The organism is Psychrobacter sp. I-STPA10, assembly GCF_021012795.1.
GTDB lineage: Bacteria > Pseudomonadota > Gammaproteobacteria > Pseudomonadales > Moraxellaceae > Psychrobacter.
This window is the reverse complement of record NZ_VFYU01000019.1, coordinates 26,979-47,082: the sequence shown is the minus strand read 5'-3', so window position 1 is coordinate 47,082 and position 20,104 is coordinate 26,979. Positions and strand designations below refer to the sequence as shown.

Genomic DNA, 20,104 nt, shown 5'->3' with positions numbered 1-20,104 from the left:
CTTATTCTGCCTGACTGTCTTGTTGTTGGAGGGTGTGTAAAATCTGCTCATAAGCTTGGCGTAGGGTGGGCTTTTGACTGTCAGGAACTTGATAAGTATCCAAACAGCGTTCAAAAACCTCACGTTCATCTAAGTCTTGTAGGGTTTCATCATCACTTTGTTGTTGTAGCACTTTGTTATAAGTACTGGTATTTTTGATTTTTAATACCTCACATGGTAGGTCACAAATGATGCTTTGGATATGCTCACGCAGGTCACTGACCACCTCTTGTCCAGTATATATGACCTCTAGCCAAAGTGTGCGATTTTGTGTGTTGTTTTCTGTATGGCATAAAGTAGTGACAGCATGATGGATTTTTTCCTCAATTTGCTCAAGTGTGCCTGATATTTGTGCCATTGGCTGAAAGCAAGGTACGGCAATCGGTGTTATTTGCTTATCTGTTTGATTTTTCACATCTATATGAGTGAAACGAACGAGTAATACTTGTTTTTGTTGCCGAGCTTCACCAAAGCCCATGGCAATGGGCGAGCCACTATAGCGGATATGCTCACAACCGCCAACTTTTTGTGGTACATGCAGATGCCCGAGTGCCACATAGTCAAAGCAGTCATCAAATATACTGGCGGACACTTGCCCAAGTGTGCCGACATATAAGTCACGTACGCCATCATCATCAGTGGTTTTTCCACCTACGGTGAATAGATGACCTGTGGCAATGATGGGGATATGACACTGATGGTTGGCAATAAGCTTGCTCTGTATGCTTTTGGCATGTTCTGCAACTTGTTGATAGTGTGCTTGAATACCTGCAATGACATTGGCGTCTTTGTCGCTACTGGACTCACCAGCGATACTGCCTCGCACATCACGGTCACGTAGGTAGGGGACGGCAGTAACGATACAATATGGGTTGCCTTGATTGTCCATTAAAGTCAATACTTCGTCACGAGGGTCTTCGCAAGCTGTACCGATAATATGCACGTTTAGATATTTTAGGGCAGTTTTGGGGGCGTCCAAAAAGGTGGGGGAATCGTGGTTGCCTGCAACAATAACCACATGCTGACAGTGTAACTGGGAGATTTTACCCAAAAATTCATAATATAAGGCTTGGGCTTTGTTACTTGGGGTCATGGTGTCAAAAATATCACCTGCGACAATGACCACATCTACTTGCTGTTGCTCAATGGTATCGGTAAGCCATGCCAAAAAAGCCTCAAATTCAGCATAACGCTGTTGTCCATAAAGCCGTCTGCCTAGATGCCAGTCGGAGGTATGTAAGATGGTCAAGGCAGGGGGGGTACTGTTGTTAGTAGTTTGGGTGGTATCAGTTGGGGTATTGGGCATGGCTGATGGCTACTGCGTTTATAAAAGATAGAATAGAGATAACATTCGGCGGATATGAATGTGTCAGTATATCAGTGTTTTGGGTGGTTTTTAACCATCGTTCATTTTAAATGCTGTCCCTTTTAATACTGTTCTTTTTAAACACAGCCAATATGTGCCACTTCACTCATCACCGTAATCGCCATTAATATAATAATAAAGTCTTTGGGGTTGGTAGTGTTAGGCTGTAGCTGGTTTAACCATGTGGCTAGGGTATGATGTCCAATTTGTCCTGCATATTGGATAAGTTGTTGACGCTCATACCAAAAGCGTTCAGATAAACGCTCACTACCACATAATAAAGCGTCATCTAGCCAGTGTTGGCAGGCAGATAATAGGGTCTGTGAATCGGTGATGGGTTTAGTTAGGGGATTGGTTAGGAAGGTAGATAGACTGCTGGTATCATTGGTGTTGATTTCGCTTAAGTCAATACAAGGCAACTGGCTTAGCCACTCTTTAGCAGATTGCTTGTTATTTGAATGTGACAGATGGGCAGGCAGGTCAATACTGGGGACGATGTGCTGGTCATCATGAAATATTGCCCAAGGGGTGATAACTGCCATCATTTGCCCTTGATAGCGTTGCCATGAAAGCGTACCTGCGACATGGTGGACAGTGGTGCTGTAGTGAGGGCTTAAATCTTTGTTATCTAAAATGCTATTTAAACTGTCTTTGCTATCATCATTTCTGTCATTTAAAAACGCTTGGCAAAGCATTTCTAACGCATAGGGGGTATGTTTACGGTAGTGTTGTTGTATCCAGAAATGGCTGGGTGTGCTATCGGGATTGCTAGAGATGTCTGTATCTGTGACTAAGATTGCCACCCTTTGTTCAGCAGGGTCATAGCCGATATAGTGTATTTGGGCAATGGGCAAGATAACAAAGTCAGGGTGCTGATAACGAGGCTGGATAAAGTTGGGAGTGCGTTTTTGATAATGAGCTTTTAGCTGTGCAATTGTGGCAAAGCGAATGGGTGTGGGTAGGTTGCTTAATTGTTCGGCAGTGACAGTATAAGGTAAGCGTTGGTTATAAGCTCGGCGAGTTTTGTTTAGGGTGAGGCGGTGATTGGCGTAGCGTTTGCCTCGTTGACTGGTTAATAGTCCATGTTGTAGCTCAGCCAATGTCAGCTGTGGGGCAAGGGATTGTTGGCGAATTTGTTGTTGTTTTTGCTGGTTGGTTACGGGGTCATTTGTTTGTATTGGTGCTTGTCGTTGTTGTGGCTGAGTTTGGGACGGAGTTTGAGATTGGGTTTGTGGTGCTGACCAAGTGTGATACAGCAAAGATAAGCTATGACTATGAATGTCTAAGAGCATGGTTTGGGCGTGATAAGTATCAGCGTAGGCTTGGATTTGACAACCAAGGCTGAGCAGTTGGGTGGTAGTAATGTTGGTGGTGTGTTTAAGCCCGACACCAAGGCTAACTTGGGAAAATTCAGTTTGTTGCCCTGCCAGCCGTCTGAGTAGGTAATCTGCAATTAGACGATTGCCTTGTGCAAAATCAAAGTCACTACGGCGTATTTGATAGGCAGTTAGCCAGTCTTGTAGGTCATCGATGATGTCCATCAGCCAGATATATTGCTTTTTTTGACAGTCTTGGCGGATATTGGCAAGGCGTTGTTGGTTGGCGTGTATGCCATCACCAATGTTATTGCCGCTAATGCCAAATTGATACAGTTGGCAAAATAGTTGTTGCTCCTCATCGCTTAATAATGAGAAAACGTGCTGGATAGCCTGCGGTGAAAATAGTTGTTGAGTAAGCTTTTGATAAATTTGCTTATCCGTTTTTTTGTCAACTGTTTTGCTCGCTTGCTGGTTAGAGGGAGCTTTGGTAGTTGGGGTGTTGTTGGTATTTGTATCTAAGGTATTATTTTTAGCTGAATTTTTTTGTTGCGTGTTTTGTTGACGGCTGTTTTTATTATTAAGGTTGCTCACATCATCAGCGGTTAGGGTAACCGATAAGCTATTGGCTGATTGGTTTTGTAGCGTATCACCAGCTTTAACAAAGGCAATAGACGCCAGTAAAATATGCTCACAGCCTTGTTTTTTATGGCAGTCACAAATACATTCTTGTAATAAAGCCCCTCCCCAAAATCTAACTGTTGCCATTGGTAGGCGAGCAGTGGCACAAGGCTCTTGTTCGCCATCGGATAGGATAATGCTGATATTGGGTTGACACAGTTTGCTGGCACGTTGTCGGGTGTTTTTATAATAAATATCATTGCTATATTGGCAGATGTCCTCAGCAGTGAGGGTATGAATGGCAGGCTGTTGGTCATCAGGGTTGCCAAAATTTTCTTGGTAATATTGACGGTAGGTAAGGGCAGTTTGTAGCTGGTGGCGACACAAACTATGGGCAATGGCAGGACAATCACATTGGCTATCATTGATGGCTTGCTTGATTTGCCATGTGACTTGATTACCATCATCAAAGCTGGCAGTAAGGGTTAGGTCATCGTCGGTACTAAGACTGGGAATATCACCTTTTTCAAGGGCTTTTTGCGCCCGTTTGACCAGTCCTTTATTGGCAATATGGCTAAGTTTATCAGGGCTTAGGCTGGCAATATTTGGTAGTTTGGCAAGTGTGGGTGTAGATTGGTTCATAGTTATATTTCTATATTTGAATGGCTAGTTATTTTAATGACTAGTTAATATTATCCCATCACTTCAATCACCCAATCTGCCAGTTTGGCAGGGGTCATGGCGGCGACGCTGGCACCTGCTTTGGCAAGTTGTTGGGCAGTATCATGGCAGTAGCTTGGGTTGGCATTTTCATCTAAGGCAGCCAGTGCCAATACTTTGCTGCCTTGAGTATGTAATTGGGCGATTTGTTGCACAAGCCACGCCTCATTACCACCTTCATAAAAGTCACTGATTAACACCACCATGGTGCGTTTGGGTATAGTGATAAGCTCACTGGCATACTGCACCGCATTCGCGATATTGGTGCCACCGCCAAGCTGTACTTGCATCAGCAATTCGACAGGGTCTTGTACCTCGTCGGTCAAATCAACAACATTGGTATCAAAGGCAATCAGATGGGTACGTAAGCGACGTATGCCCCAAAAACTTGCTGCAACAATGGCAGAATGAATGACCGAATCGACCATACTGCCACTTTGGTCAACCAAGATAATCAGTTGCCACTCTTTTAGACTGGGGCTGTGGTGACTATAAAACCACGGCTGGGCTAAGATAAGCTGACGGCGTTTGGGGTCATAATGCTGTAAGTTGCGTTTGATGGTGGCTTTAAATGCCAGTTGTTTGCTACTGCCTTGCTTTTTAAGTTGGACAGGTTCTCTTTTACCAAGAGTACTACGCTCGATATCCAGTTTTAATTTGTTTAGTAATTCCTCGACCACTTGCTTGACTAATTTACGAGCCATAGCCAGCACCTCAGGATTCATCAGATGTTTGGTACGCAATACTGCCGATAATAAGGTGGGATTGGGTGTTGCCCGTTGCAAAACTTCAGGGCAGGTCACCAAGTCATCGAGTTGATAGAGTTCTAATGCATCTTTTTGTAGGCGTTCGACGGTTTGTTTGGGAAACAGCACTTCAATGTTATTTATCCACTCTGGCGTGCTTAAGGTGGACGCACCTTGCCCTACTTGGCGTTGCAACTGTTCTTGATTGCTGTCACTACCACCAACACCATTGCCAGTATTTAAGCCTAAACCTGCTTGTTCACGACCATATAGCCAAGTGAGATGTTGATTCATTTGGCTCACGGTGGAATTTTGATTTTGCCCAAAACTGCTGTCACATACTTCGCCTAATAACAGTCGCCAGCGGTCTTGAATAGATAATGGGGGCTGGTCGTCATCGCTATTTTGTGACTTTGTAGTTGCTATTGGCTGTGGTGCAGATAATGTCATCAGTCTTGCTCCCAAATTTGTTGCCAAAATGGCGGATAAATTTGTTGCAGATAGGCTAAGGTTTGTTGCTCAATTTTGCTGGCATGACTTATTTGTCTTGCCAATGTTTGGCTGTCTTGGGGAAGGGGTTGTTGGATTAACCGTTGCCACTGTTGTGCTTGCTCGTTATTTAATCCCATAATAGAGGCAAGTTGTTTGGCAAGTTGCTGTCGTTCTCGTGGGGGAAACCAGCCAAATGCTTGGCGTAAACTGGGCAATGCGGTTAAAAATTCGGTGTCATTTATTTGGCTAAAAATTTGGTGCAAACTGTCTAATAAATCCGCTTGGCGAGTGATTTCATGGCGGGCAGTGGCAAACAATCCCAATAAAAAATCACCCAATTTATCAACCACAGGCACGCTTTTGATAATACCAATTAAATCTATGGCAACTAAATCTAGCTGAGCAGATTGACCAAACTGATGAATCAAGCGTTGGTAACTGCCAACGGCACTGCCTCTTAATGTTGCACTGGTTTGATTATCAAGGCTTAGACGTTGTAGCACTTGGCACATACTCAATGGGTCAAGCGGTGTTACTTGTGTGGTTGGTAAATTTGCTGATTGAGAACTGGGCGAGCTAAGTGGGCTAAATGAGTTAAGTGGGTTAAGTGAGCTTAGTGTTATTTGTGCCATTTGATTGAGTCTGTCTGCTTGCTCAATGCCATGCGTGATGATTTGGATACTGGTGATGTCGGCTTGTTTGTCTTGATGATGTTGGCTGTTACTATGACTATAATCACCATCGACCAACCATAGCAAACGCTGAATCACCAAAATTAAGGGCATCGCCAATAGACGCTCAATATCTTGCCCCCAAAATCCTTGCAATTGCATACTAATCAGCCGATTACCCAATCTGCTGATGGCTTGGCGTTTTTGGATATGTGGCAATAGCCGTTCAAGCTGAGTAATCAGTTGGGCTGACCATGTATCAAAGCCACAATGAATAACGCTACTAAAAATTTGGGTGATGGCATCAATTTGGCTGTCAGCATCAGGCAGTTGCTGAACTTGATAAAAGCGTTCATTTAATGCTGTTTGACTGGCTTGTACAAGGTTTGCCCCATAACGTGAAGCTTGGATAAGCTCGACTTGCCAATGTGCATTTTTATGTAGTTGCCATTGTTCAGTGGCTAAAGGGCTATTTACTTTTTGGTTAGTGTTTGGGTTGTTATTTGAGTTGTTGTTTGACTGTTGGTTAGTGTTTAGATTGGTGTTTTGGGTAATTAACTGCACACTAGAAATGTTAAGTACTGATAATTGCCATAAAATATGTAATTTTTCTCGCTCAACGGGGTCACGATAGCTTAATTTTAATGTTTGTGGCTGGTCAGTGGGCATTAAGTCAAAACGTTGTAGCAACGTTTCAATGGCACTGAGTAGGGGTGGTGTGGGGGTATCCTGTGCCAGTCTGCCACTGCGTTGTCCTGTTAATGTGGTCAACGCAAGGCGGATTAATGGGTGGTCATCGCTATGTAATAAACGCAAATATTGCCAGCCATCGTTGCTGGCGTGGTTTAGTTTAGAATCATTCCAAGGGCTGACCATCGGTAAGGTATCATTGACCACACAGCTTAACATGGCATCTAGCAGTTCTTGCCGACTCGGGGTAGCCAAACCACGCAGAGCTGCCAAACTGGCACTGCTGTGTTGCCATGCCGTTAGTGTCGCTGTGGATAGGGGCTGTTTTGCTTGCCGTATGGCTTGGCAAATGGCTATCATGGCGGTGTCATGGGCGATTTGGTGGTTCATCTTGGCATCAAACAACCACTGGTAATACTGCGGTGAGGGCATACCTGCCCCATAACCCATAAGGCTTTCGACCTGCTTAAAGCTAAACGGTATTAGATAGTTGCCTTGACTGATAATTTGCGTATGTGGTAACAAATTATCAAACTCAGCGTCATCGTTATAGTCATTGCTATCCTTATTTTCAGCACCTTTAATATCAGCATTATTTTTATTATCTTCTGTCTGCTCATGTTGTGATTGAGCATGTTGCAATTGAAAAAACTGCTTAACATAACGCTGCATATCAGGTGGTGAGGGTAATAAGGTTTCCTCTGTTTTTTGTTGTGTTGGCTGTTGTTTTAATTGTTGTTTTGAATGTGGTTGTAACTGGCTAAGTTGCTGTTTGATACCATTGATGTGCCAACCCCCACACACCACCAAAATACCCCCTTGTTTGTTTTGCTTATTGGAGTACTTATTTTGCTGACTCGTTGCCAGTTTGTCTTGATGATAAGCAATCCATTGTGCCATATATCCTTCTCGGCAACGGTCTTCTAGTGAGCCTTTGGCGTCACCTCGTAACACATCAAAATAATAAGCCAACCGAGTTTCAATATTGTCAAAGTGCTTATTATCAAAGTATTGGTTGTCAAAATGATTCAGGTCAGTGGTTTGTTCAAACCATCGCTCCCATAAGGCATCTTGATTATCACAGCCCGTTTGTTCTAATAGTTGGGTAAGGATATGATGATAACGATTGTTTGCTTGGTTATCGTTATCCAATGATTGAGTAGATGAAGGGGTTTGATTGTCTGTACTGTCTTGCCAATTATGATGAATACTTGCCCGATAGCTCCAATGGGGTAGGTCAATAAAATCAATCTCGGCATTAATTTTACCTGCTATCTGAATGGCGAGCCATTCTGGTGAATAGTCTAATAAGGGAAACCAACTTTGAGCTGTTTGGATATTATCTTGAGCGTCTAAATTGTTGTTTTCTAAATTATTGCCCTCTAAGTTATTGCCCTCTAAATCCAAATCGGCAATAGGCTGTGCTAAAACTCGCTCTTGGCGATAGCTGTATAAGGCAATGGGCAATTGGTGTGGCAAAAAAAACTGTGCCAACTGTGGCTTAATATCACTGGGGGCTTCAATCAATACCACCGCAGGGCGATGCGTCAATATCCATTGTTGCACCAAGGTAGCACACACAGGGCTATGATGGCGAATACCAATAAAATGTACCGCTTGAATAGCGTTTTTTGCTGGGTGAGTAGTGGTTGGCTCAGTCACAGTTGTCATCACCAATTACCCTAATAGCTCTAATCGGGATTGGTATAAATCCTGCCAGCCAGATTCTGGGCGTTGTTTGGCGTGGTGGTCAAGATAACGGCGTAACTTAAGCTTGTCATCATTGTTATCTTTGATGGCACAGCCAAGCATGGCATTTAAAATATCGGCAGGGGAGCCTGCATCGCCACGTAAAAAATAACCATGCAAACATACCGCCTGTGCTACATTGACCACCTCGGCAGTACTTAGCGTAGTCGATAGCTTTTCAATGGCATTGCCCGAGGTTTTTATGCCTGTGCGTAGCTCTCGGCACATGGTAACCAAAATCTTAATCACCTCATCAGAGGGGGCAGTATCAATGCCTTGCTCAGTTAATAATTGCTTGACTTGACGTTTTACCAAACTCATTTCATCGTCAATATGGGCAATGGGAAACACCGTCTCAAAAGCAAAACGCCGTTTTAGGGCGGCAGACATCTCATTGACCCCTTTGTCACGTGTATTGGCAGTGGCAATTAAGTTAAAACCAGCCTTTGCATAAATGGTGGCGTGTTCATCGTTATGTGCCAATTCTGGCACCATTAATAGACGCTCAGATAATATGGATAACAAGCCATCTTGTACTTCTGGTGGACAACGAGTAATTTCCTCAAAGCGGACAATTTTGCCCTCTTGCATGGCTCGCATCACAGGTGAGGCAACCAACGCTTTAGTGCTAGGACCTTCATTCAATAGCAAGCCATAATTCCAGCCATAGCGAATTTGGTCTTCACTGGTAGCAGCACTGCCTTGTACCGTCAAGGTGCTGTTACCACTGATGGCGGTTGCCAATAATTCAGATAACATGGATTTGGCAGTACCGGGTTCACCGATAAGCAATAATGCCCGCTGGCTGGCAAGCGTTACCAATATTCGCTCAATCATACTTGCGGGACAGACCAGCTTTTTTTCAATATCAAGCGAGGCATTGCCCAAAATAAAATCTCGCACTGCTAACATCGACATTTGCCACCCTTGTGGGGTGGGTCTGGGCTGTGTTTTTTGTTGTGTCTGGTCATATTCTTGCAGGCGTTGCAATTCATTGGCATAACGCACTTCTGCAGGCGGACGTTGCTGTTGCTGTGCTGTCTGCTCTGATAGTTGTGCTGTTGTTTGCTCTGATGTGTGTTTTTTACTAGACATGGTAAATCCTAATTGTCAGTTTTTTTATTTATGCCAATATAGCCAATTTAGTATTGCCAATTAAATCGCTAGCCTACTAGCCTATAGCCTAACCATCGAATCAACGGCTAATAAAAACTCACTGGCGGTGATATCATCAATATCTTTTGGCACTAATAAAGGCTCTATTTGTTGCCCATTATCAGGTTTAGGTACACCTTCATACAAAGGATAGCCTTCTTGCAAGGTGATGGACAGTTTATGCCCATTTATTACTTTGTCATAAGCACCACAATAGCCACCTCGATACTGTATGACTTCCCAATTTTGAGTACCAGAACGTAAACCAATGACACTGCCTGTGGCAAAGGTATCATTATCAAAACGGTGTATTTCACCCGTTGATTTTTCTTTATCACTCAGAGAATAAACAGGACGGGCTAGCTGTGCAAATGGCTGTATGATTTGATAATCATTAAACTGCTCTGACCAAGTTGCAAGCTGTTCTTTGCTTAACAAAATGGGGTGGACGAGAGTTATTGTTACTGTTGGGGTTGCTACCGATTGAGGCGTGTCTTTTTTAGCATCTTTAGCATCATGTTTGTTATCATTGTTAGCCACTAAGCTATTTTTTAATATACCTTCACTAAGTAAATTATCCTCAGCATCAAGCAATTCAAGACTTTCACTCAGCCAAAATAATTGGCATTTATTGCTTTTATCCTTAGCATTGTTTTTACTCTTAGTGTTGTCCTTGCTCTTAGCACTATTATTGTCATTGTCACTGCTATGATGACTGTCATTTACCTCATTATTATCTGTGAGCTGTACTTGCCATAGTAGTCGTTTGCTTAACTGAGCCATGACGGGGTGATGGACGTAATAATCCATAAAATCGCTTAAGGATAATGCCCGTTGCTCTATCATCATTTGCTCTAGTCTTTTGGGCAAGTTGATACGCAACTCTTTAAGCTGTTTTTTATCCAGTTTGTGTTGAGCCAAAAATTCTTTGACGGCATTTTCATCATCATTTTTCCCTGCTTTGGGTGGGTTTTTAAACGCTTTACCTGTTTCATCATGATAAGCAAAGGTTAAATCATCGGTTAGACTGACGGTAATTTTGCGTGAATCTGGCTGATGGGGATTATAATCAACCACCAATGTGCCGTATTTATCCAAGCCAAAATTAGGCAATAACTTATCTGCCAACTGCTCAGTGCTTAAGCCTAAGCATTTGGCATAATGACTCAATGCCTTATCGGCATGTGGACGCAATGTAGAACGGGCTTTTTGGCTGATTTTTATCAGCATTTGCAATGACTTCTCGGCACGCTCACTATCAGGATAGTTGCTGGCAAGCGTTGCCAATACTTTAAAGCTGTGGGTGATGGAGCCACGCTGGGTAGGCATGGATTCATAGTCTTTAATAAATTGCCAAACCTTATCGGCAATACTTTTATCTGCCAGCCATGCTGAGGCGGTCATAAACCAGCGTTTATTTTTATCAAAACTATCAAACCAACTGTCTTTGTCCCTGCCACTGGTGTCCTCATAGTCGTCCCATAACTCATTGGCAAGTGTCGCCAGTGATTCGGGTGTAAAAGCAGGTAATACGGAGGATAAAGTGATAATGGGTTTATCCAACGAGCTGAATTTAAGCATTAATAACAACTGCTCAAAGGCATCACTGGGCAGTGGCTCGCCTGTGCTGGCGATAACGGGGGCAGTGAGTGCATCAACTAGAGGAACTTGTTGTTTATCCTCTGTGTTATCTTGCTTATCCGTTGTTGAGGCCGAGGTTGAAACTGATGTTGTGTGATTGCTGGCACAGCGTGACACCGTTTCATTCAATATAATATTGCGTTTACGGGTGGTTTTTTGCCAGTCGGTTGATAATAGTGCCTGTGGAATACCTGTGGTATTGCTTTTTATCTCATTGCTATTGACCATTTTTAGTCCTTTTTTTAATTGTATGATAAATGATGGTTATGCTGATTCATTGTGTTAGCATTTAGCAATAGAGGACAATGCCAACAGTACTTTGCTAATAATGATTGGATTTTTATCATAAATATCAATGGCGTTTATCTGTACCTTTTGGTTAAGTTCATCAAAAGTTACCCTTCTACCATGTTGTTCACTATAGTAGGGCAAGGGCTCAGATAAGCGAATATGCAGATAATTATCTTCACCAAGACGCTCATTTTTTCTGGAAAAAAGTTGATCGCCATATAATTCAGGCTCATTGCTAAATTCTACTACGCTGCTTATTTCCAACGAGTCATCTTTAATCTCTCTAAATTTATAACCGCCACCTATAACCTTTTGTAGCTGAGTAAACAGCTCATTAATATGAAAATAACAGTCATCAAAGCGAGTGATTTTACCCACGCTTTTTTCCTCATCGGTGGCACGTAGACAGGGTATATTTATCTGCTCAATCGGTTGGGTGATGGCATGGTCAGCCAATAGTTCTACCCATGAATCGATCTGTGATTGACTTACATAGCTGGGGTGAGTCAATATCACACAATATTGCGTTTGTTGCTCATTTTTTTGCCACTTTTTCTGCCACTCTGCAAACTGCTCGGGGGCAATCTCATCATAGTCGGCATTCATAAAACTACCGTCCTCTGCCATGATAAAGGTATGGTTTAGCGGATTATCAGCATATACGCCAGCGGAGATGTATTCCTTGTTTGGCTGATCGGGGCGAATAGTGACTGTCCATAACAAATTCTGGGCATATTTTTGTAATATTGGATGATGACAAAAATACTCATACATAAATAAAGGCTGGCGAGATTCTGCTAGTAGCAAATTTCGCTCAAATTGCTTATTTAACGTTTCATATAATTTATCCAATTGTTTTTTAAGCTGTTTAATCTCATTATTGACTTGTCGAAAGCGTTCTTTATCATCACCTTTTTTGGCACGAGGGAAACTGTTTAATAACTGCCCCTGCATATCCAATAATAATGGCGATAAATGAGCGTCTAAGCGTAGTGTTAATCGCTGATTGCCCGCTTCATCTAAATCAAAATGACGCTCGCCTTGAGCATCAAAGCCCAAACATGGCACTGCCAAATCTCGCAATTCTATTAATGATAGTGAGGTGGTATCACAAATATCAGCCAATACTTGTTTAATCAGCGTGCGAAAGTGTGAGGTACTTCTATCATACTGATATAACAATTCGCCTACTATTGCACTTATATCCGCACTATTGGCAAAATTTAATGACGGATTATTTTGTAACTCAACCTCATACCAAAGTTCAATATTGGCTTTCATCATACGGATTAAATCACGGTTTTGTTGTGGACGCAGGGATTCAATAGTCGGCAATGCCTCTGCATTCATCAGCCACCCCCACGGCTCAGTGATACCCACGTCCCACAATGCTTGCCCCAAGTCATTTAATGACGTTCGAGTAAAGGGAGATAAGATTGCCCGCATATCTGCATCAGTGAGTGGATCAATCCATGTTTTAAGGTTGGATTTAATTAAGATACCCAATAGATTTTCAAATAATGGCAATGCCAATTCACTGCCATCAACTTGTAAAATTGGACGTGGAAAACCATGAATAGATAAATGCTCAGGTAATTTTGGTGCTGGTAGGCGATATTTTTTATAAGACCATGGTGGGGTGGTCAGCCATTCTGACAGCTCTTGTGCCTGCTTTTCATCACTGGGTGAGGCAGTTGCTGACTGTGTACTGGCTATCATATCTCGAACTTCAGCAAATATTGGGGCAACATGATAACAGTTTGTAGGTGTTTGAGTGTCTGTTGTTTGCTGTGTATCTGGTTTGGTGACTTGTTTATTGCTGTCTTGCTTTATATGTAGCATTTCAATTTTTTCAAAATCTGTGGGCTTATTGACCAATATATCGGTCAAAATATTTTTGATAATTGGTAGCAAGATCTCAGCACGATAGACGAGAAAATCGTATTTTTGTTTTTCCTCATCATACTGTTCATTTATCAGCTTTTTAGTCATTTGTGAGAAGTCAGGATAGTCATTGAGTGACGTATATAGGGTATTTAAATGCTCAAGCATTTTTAGGCTTGTAAATATAGGATAGTGATTGACCCAAACGGCTAATAGCTTACTAAAATTCTTATTATGGATACGCTCAAGTAACCATGTTAAATATTGCTCATGATGATAATCTTGCAATACCTTAAGCACTTGCTGTATGTTTTCTTGATAGCGAGATCGGTAATCATCGAACTTATGATTTAGTAAGGTAGCAATAGAGGCAAACGCTTGCTCGTCTTTCTCTTTAGTGTCAGTCTTAGCCTTGTTTTCAGTATCAGATAGCGATAGGGCAATAAAATCTAATAAGTGTGGCAGAGTGTCACGGTCTTTAAATGCTTTACTACGCACTGCTTGCTTATAAGCAGGAGCAAATACCGCTGAATTATAAGTATGATGAATAAATAAAATCTGAACGGAGGGAGTGTTTTCCCAAGATGGACGCTTTATATGCTCAAAAGATTGCCGAGGATAAGGCACATCAGCAAAAAAATAAAATGCCCGTAAAGATGGCAACAACTGCTGATGGCGGTTAAATAACATTTCATATTCTTTAGGTGACTGCTGTTTTAGCTGATGAATGTGGGCTTGAATATAAAATAGCGTTTGTCGATGACGTTGACAAAGCTCCTGTATATAAGTGGTGTGTTGTAAACTGGCTAATATTGCCGTAAAGCTGATTTTTTTGGATAGAGATAATTTAGCAAATAAACGATGATTGAGATCTACAGTAAAGCTATAATCTGAGGAATTTAAATTTAAATGTGTTGGCCACAGTTTGGCACAGTTTTGATAATCTACTAATGCGTCATCGTCTGCTTGTATCCACTCGTTAGCAAGGGCAAGCAATTGTTCTTGTTGTGAAGTTGTGGTTTCTACATCACTGGCTTGAATGGGTGTATTGTCCACTTCAGGCTGATAAGCCAATGCTTGAGCAAAGCGATTGGCTCGGTAGTCATCTAAAATCTTTTGCTGTTTTTTTGACCAATGAAACTGGTTGTCTGGGGTGGCATAAGATAGTGTGTTTGTTTCATTGTCGTGTGCATTGTTAGTCATATTGTCGTCCTAATTTAACAATAATAATGGTTTGTTGTTGTTTATTAAGCCCATCATAAACTAAGACTAAATATCAATCATCTTTAAAGTTAAATCAGGTGACAACAGTTGTCGTGTGAATATGATTGTTTGAGTGTGATTTTTGATAAGGTATTTAATGAAGGACTTACGCAATTTTGTTTTGTATAAGTCCTAATCAACTAATGGTTAATTAAGTGATATTTTTTATTAGCATTTAGCAATAGAGGACAGTGCTTGCAATACCTTACTAATAATAAGTGGATTTTTATCACAAATATCAATAGGTTTTATCTGCACCTTTTGGCTAAGCATAGAAAAAGGCATATTTCTACCGTGTTGCTCACTATATGAGTAGGCGGGAAAGGGCTCAGATAAGCGAATATACAGATAATTATCTTCACCAAAACGCTTATTTTTTCTGGAATAAAGTTGATCGTCATATAATTCAGGCTCATTGCTAAATTCTACTACGCTGCTTATTTCCAACGAGTTATCTTTAATCTCTCTAAAATAATAACCACCACCTACAACCTCTTTTAGCTGAGCAACCAGCTCATTAATATGAAAATAACAGTTATCAAAGCGAGTGATTTTACCCAAACTCTTTTCCTCTTCGGTGGCACGCAGACAGGGTATATTTATCTGCTCAATCGGTTGGGCGATGGCATGGTCAGCCAATAGCTCTACCCATGAATCTAACTGTGATTGGCTTATATAGCTGGGGTAAGTCAATATCACACAATATTGCATTTGCTCCTCATTTTGTTGCCACTTTTTCTGCCACTCTGCAAACTGCTCAGGGGCAATCTCATCATAGTCAGCATTAATAAAACTGCCGTCCTCTGCCATAATAAACGTATGGTTGAGCGGATTATCAGCATACAAGCCAGCGGAGAATGATTTTGCTTCGTCCTCATCATCGCTACTTTGTTTCGCCTCCTCAGCAGTATTTGGTTTATCAGGGCGAATAGTAACTGTCCATAACAAATTCTGTGCATATTTTTGTAATATTGGGTGATGGCAAAAATACTCATACATAAATAAAGGCTGGCGGTGATGGGCTTTTTCTAACTCTTGCTCAAATCGTTGATTTAATGTTTTGTATAATTTATCCAACTGCTTTTTAAGCTGTTTAATCTCATTATTGACTTGTCGAAAGCGTTCTTTATCATCGCCTTTTTTGGCACGAGGGAAACTGTTTAATAACTGCCCCTGCATATCCAATAATAATGGCGATAAATGAGCGTCTAAACGTAGCGTTAATCGCTGATTGCCCGCTTCATCTAAAACAAAATGACGCTCGCCTTGAGCATCAAAGCCCAAACATGGCACTGCCAAATCTCGCAATTCTATTAATGAGAGTGAGGTGATATCGCAAATATCAGCCAATGCTTGTTTAATCAGCGTGCGAAAGTGTGACTTACTTTTAGCATACTGATATAACAATTCGTTCACTATTGCACTGATATCCACACTATGGGCAAATTTTAATGACGGATTATTTTGCTTGCGTTGACTGTTCTGTAATTCAATCTCATACCAAAGCTCAATATTGGCTTTCATCATACGGATTAATTTACGGTGTTTTTGTTTCCGTAGGGACTCAATAGTCGGCAATGCCTCTGCATTCATCAGCCACCCACAAGGCTCAGGGAAACCTACGTCCCACAATGCTTGCCCCAAGTCATTTAATGACGTTCGAGTAAAGGGCGATAATATTGCCTGCATATCTGCATCAGTGAGCGGTTTAATCCATTTTTTAAAATTGGATTTAATCAAGATACCCAATAGATTTTCAAATAATGGCAATGCCAATTCACTGCCATCAACTTGTAAAATCGGACGTGGAAAACCATGAATAGATAAATGTTCAGGTAATTTTGGTGCTTGTAAGCGATATTTTTTATAAGACCAAGGTGGGGTGGTCAGCCATTCTGATAGTATTTGTGATTGATTTTGTAGTTGCTCTTGTGCTTGTTTTTCGTTCGTATCGTCAGCTTTGTTAGTATCACTGCCATTACTATTATTGTCATCACTGGGCGAGGCAGTTGCTGACTGTGTACTGGCTATCATTTCTCGAACTTCAGCAAATATCGGGGCAACATGATAACAGTTTGTAGGTGTTTGAGTACCTGTTGTTTGCTGTGTATCTGGTTTGGTGACTTGTTTATTGTTGTCTTGCTTCATATATAGCATTTCAATTTTTTCAAAATCTGTGGGCTCATTGATCAATATATCGGTCAAGGTATGTTTGATAATTGGTAACAAGTGCTCAGCACGATAGACGAGAAAATCATATTTTTGTTTTTTCTTATAATACTGTTCATTTATCAGCTTTTTAGTCATTTGTGAGAAGTCAGGACAGTCATTGAGTGATGTATATAGGGTATTTAAACGCTCAAGCATTTTTAGGCTTGTAAATATAGGATAGTGATTGACCCAAACGGCTAATAGCTTACTAAAATTCTTATTATAGATACGCTCAAGCAACCATGTTAGATAGTGCTCATGATGATAATCTTGCAATACCTTAAATACTTGCCGTAGATTTTTATAGGAATGGTCTTGATAGGGGGAACGGTAATCATTGAACTTATGATTTAGTAAGGTAGCAATAGAGGCAAACGCTTGCTCGTCCTTCTCTTTAGTGTCAGTCTGAGTCTTGTCCTCAGCATCAGATAGCGATAGAGCAATAAAATCTAATAAAGGTGGTAGGGTATCACTGTCTTTAAATGCTTTACTACTTACTGCTTGCTTATAAGCAGGAACAAATACCGCTGAATTATAAGTATGATGAATAAATAAAATCTGAATGGAGGGGGCACCTTCCCAATATGGACGCTTTATATGCTCAAAAGATTGTCGAGGATAAGGCACATCAGCAAAAAAATAAAATGCTCGCAAAGATGGCAATAACTGCTGATGGCGGTTAAATAACACTTCATATTCTTTAGGTGACTGCTGTTTTAGCTGATGAACGTGGGCTTGAATATAAAATAGCGTTTGTCGATGACCTTCACAAAGTTGCCGTATATAAATGGGGTCTTGTAAACTGGCTAATATTGCCGTAAAGCTGATTTGTTTGGATAGAGATAACTTAGCAAATAAATAATGATTGAGCTTTATAGTAAAACTATGACAACGTGAGAAATTTAAATTTAAATGAGTTTGCCACAGTTCGGCACAGTTTTGATAATCTACTAATGCGTCATCGTCTGCTTGTATCCACTCATTAGCAAGGGCAAGCCATTGTTCTTGTTGTGAAGTTGTGATATCTAAATCACTGGCTTGAATGGGTGTATTGTCCACTTCAGGCTGATACGCCAATGCCTGAGCAAAGCGATTGGCTCGATAGTCATCTAAAATCTTTTGCTGTTTTTTTGACCAATGAAACTGGTTGTCTGGGGTGGCATAAGATAGTTTATTTGTTTCATTGTCGTGTGCATTGTTAGTCATATTGTCGTCCTAATTTAATGTTGTCTTAATTTGATATCGTCCTAATTTAATAGTAGGGTTTACTGTTGCTTATTAAGCTCATCTTAAACTAAAACTAAACATCAATCATCTTTAAAGTTAAACTAGGTGACAACAGTTGTCGTGTGAATATGATTGTTTGAGTGTGATTTTTGATAGTCTATTTAATGAAGGACTTACGCAATTTTGTTTTGTGTAAGTCCTAACCAACTATAGCCAGTGAAATTATAAACTGGTACAAGGCAGACGAGTGCAGATAGTACGGTTGTACAGTAAACGAGCCTAACACCGTAACAGTTATCAAGTTCGTTGACTATAATGGTTAGGGTCTATTGAACATTCACCCCGCTAGGCTAATATCTATAAGGCGTACAGCTGTTTTTTTACTTTCATGTGAAAATTGGCTAAATTTGCATGATGAAGCGTTAATGAACTGATTAATATCCAGAATGCATAAAAAAAGAGGGAATACCCCCCCCTTTGTTATACTTTGATTGTCTTTTTAAACCATATTGAGTGCATGTGCTTGCTGACTAAGCTTAGCAATATCATCACCATACCATGCCAGCGTTTGATGCAGGTTTACTACCTCACCCATGATGATAATCGCAGGGGTTGGTAGGTTAGCATCGGTTTGTTTTGCCACAATATTAGTTAGTGTGCCTGTTAATACTCGCTGATTGGGCAGGCTGGCATGAGAGACTATCGCTATCGGGGTATTGGCAGGCTTGCCCGCCTTTATTAATCCTTGGGTCAGTCGCTCAAGCGCACTTAACCCCATATAAAACACCACCGTCTGCTCAGGGTCTAATAGCTGGGCAAAATCAGTATTGGGTTCACCTGCTTTTAAGAATCCAGACACAAATTTCACCGATTGAGCATGGTCACGATGGGTTAGCGGAATGCCAGTATAGCAAGCCGCCGCATTAGCAGCAGTAATCCCCGGAACGATTTGATAAGGGATACCTGCTGCTTGCAGGGCTTGTATTTCCTCACCACCACGTCCAAACACAAACGGGTCACCGCCTTTGAGACGTACCACTCGCTTGCCCTTTTTTGCATTATCCACAAGCAACTGATTTAAATCTTGTTGGGCTACCGCATGCTCGCTACGTTTTTTACCAACATAGACCTTATCAGCATCACGGCGGCATAAATCTAATATTTGCGGGGATACCAACGCATCATAATAGACAATATCTGCTTGCTGCATCAAACGCAGCGCCTTAAACGTCAGTAGTTCAGCATCACCCGGCCCTGTACCGACCACATAAACCTCACCGTTTGTTGAATGTGTTGAGGCTGATTTTGAAGGTGTTTGTGCTACTGGCGATAAATAATCATCTGCTATCTGTGCTAAATCCTGCCGCAAAGTTGCCTCAGCGTCCCCCTCACGTCCTGCAAACATCAATTCACTGACTCGACCCTCAAATGCGCGCTCCCAAAACTGCCGCCTGCCCGTTAACGTCGGAATTTTAGCTTTCACCTCAGCACGCATATTACCTGCCAGTTTTGCCAACTTACCATAGCCTTGTGGTATTAGTGTCTCAAGCCTTGCCCGTAGCAGGCGAGCCAATACAGGCGCTTGCCCATTAGACGAAATACCAATCACAATCGGATTTCTATCGACAATCGCAGGAAAAATAAAATCACACAAATGCGGCGTATCCACTACATTAATAGGGATATTTAATGCCTTAGCATCTTGATAAATCTGTTTATTTAGCTGTTTATCATCTGTAGCTGCAATAACAATACGCTTACCTACTAGCCACTTTTTATCATACGTCTCACAAACAAGTTGATGCTTATTTTCTGTACTTCTTTGCTTATCATCCTGCTTATCATTACCCAATAACGCATAAATATCTGTACTGATTTTGGGGGCAACAATGGTCAAATTTGCGCCTGCACGCTTGAGTAAATCAGCCTTACGCTGTGCCACCTCGCCGCCACCAATAATGGCAACAGGCTGATTTTCAAACTTAAAAAATAGCGGGAATGTGTTCATGGTTATCCTTTGAA

The 20,104-nt window shown here is 41.4% G+C and carries 9 protein-coding genes; all 9 read right to left on the bottom strand.

Annotated elements, in window-relative coordinates; genetic code table 11:
- Position 1: 1 nt before the first annotated feature.
- The 9 genes from FHK89_RS09995 to cysG all read right to left on the bottom strand — a co-directional run bounded on the left by FHK89_RS09995 (position 2) and on the right by cysG (position 20,090).
- Positions 2-1,345: an exonuclease SbcCD subunit D C-terminal domain-containing protein gene (locus tag FHK89_RS09995; RefSeq protein ID WP_230659609.1), complete on the bottom strand. Its 1,344-nt coding sequence runs from the start codon at positions 1,343-1,345 to the stop codon at positions 2-4.
- A 137-nt stretch (positions 1,346-1,482) separates the two neighbouring features.
- Complete coding sequence (locus FHK89_RS09990; RefSeq protein WP_230659607.1) at positions 1,483-3,984, bottom strand: hypothetical protein; 2,502 nt, start codon at positions 3,982-3,984, stop codon at positions 1,483-1,485.
- 50 nt (positions 3,985-4,034) lie between these two features.
- Positions 4,035-5,258 carry a VWA domain-containing protein gene (locus FHK89_RS09985; protein ID WP_230659604.1) on the bottom strand — a complete coding sequence of 408 codons (1,224 nt, stop codon included), beginning with the start codon at positions 5,256-5,258 and terminating at the stop codon, positions 4,035-4,037.
- Positions 5,258-8,332 (bottom strand): DUF5682 family protein, encoded by a 3,075-nt coding sequence (locus FHK89_RS09980; RefSeq protein ID WP_230659600.1) that lies wholly within the window; start codon positions 8,330-8,332, stop codon positions 5,258-5,260. Before FHK89_RS09980 ends, FHK89_RS09985 begins: the two co-directional genes overlap by 1 nt.
- Positions 8,333-8,338: 6 nt before the next feature.
- Positions 8,339-9,505 carry an AAA family ATPase gene (locus tag FHK89_RS09975; RefSeq protein WP_230659597.1) on the bottom strand — a complete coding sequence of 389 codons (1,167 nt, stop codon included), beginning with the start codon at positions 9,503-9,505 and terminating at the stop codon, positions 8,339-8,341.
- A gap of 81 nt (positions 9,506-9,586) precedes the next feature.
- Positions 9,587-11,434 (bottom strand): DUF4132 domain-containing protein, encoded by a 1,848-nt coding sequence (locus FHK89_RS09970; protein WP_230659594.1) that lies wholly within the window; start codon positions 11,432-11,434, stop codon positions 9,587-9,589.
- A gap of 54 nt (positions 11,435-11,488) precedes the next feature.
- Positions 11,489-14,584, bottom strand: coding sequence for a DUF4132 domain-containing protein (locus FHK89_RS09965; RefSeq protein WP_230659591.1), 3,096 nt, complete (start codon positions 14,582-14,584; stop codon positions 11,489-11,491).
- Positions 14,585-14,812: 228 nt separating this feature from the next.
- Entirely contained in the window at positions 14,813-18,061 is a 3,249-nt protein-coding gene (locus FHK89_RS09960) for a DUF4132 domain-containing protein (protein WP_230659588.1), read from the bottom strand.
- Between the two features lie 520 nt (positions 18,062-18,581).
- Positions 18,582-20,090 carry a siroheme synthase CysG gene (cysG, locus tag FHK89_RS09955; protein WP_230659586.1) on the bottom strand — a complete coding sequence of 503 codons (1,509 nt, stop codon included), beginning with the start codon at positions 20,088-20,090 and terminating at the stop codon, positions 18,582-18,584.
- Between the last annotated feature and the right edge of the window lie 14 nt (positions 20,091-20,104).

Excerpts from the sequence above, each read along its gene's own strand:
- FHK89_RS09980 (WP_230659600.1), bottom strand. The coding sequence starts at position 8,332 with ATGACAACTGTGACTGAGCCAACCACTACTCACCCAGCAAAAAACGCT.
- FHK89_RS09990 (WP_230659607.1), bottom strand. The coding sequence starts at position 3,984 with ATGAACCAATCTACACCCACACTTGCCAAACTACCAAATATTGCCAGC.
- FHK89_RS09995 (WP_230659609.1), bottom strand. The coding sequence starts at position 1,345 with ATGCCCAATACCCCAACTGATACCACCCAAACTACTAACAACAGTACC.
- cysG (WP_230659586.1), bottom strand. The coding sequence starts at position 20,090 with ATGAACACATTCCCGCTATTTTTTAAGTTTGAAAATCAGCCTGTTGCC.
- FHK89_RS09985 (WP_230659604.1), bottom strand. The coding sequence starts at position 5,258 with ATGACATTATCTGCACCACAGCCAATAGCAACTACAAAGTCACAAAAT.
- FHK89_RS09960 (WP_230659588.1), bottom strand. The coding sequence starts at position 18,061 with ATGACTAACAATGCACACGACAATGAAACAAATAAACTATCTTATGCC.
- FHK89_RS09970 (WP_230659594.1), bottom strand. The coding sequence starts at position 11,434 with ATGGTCAATAGCAATGAGATAAAAAGCAATACCACAGGTATTCCACAG.
- FHK89_RS09965 (WP_230659591.1), bottom strand. The coding sequence starts at position 14,584 with ATGACTAACAATGCACACGACAATGAAACAAACACACTATCTTATGCC.
- FHK89_RS09975 (WP_230659597.1), bottom strand. The coding sequence starts at position 9,505 with ATGTCTAGTAAAAAACACACATCAGAGCAAACAACAGCACAACTATCA.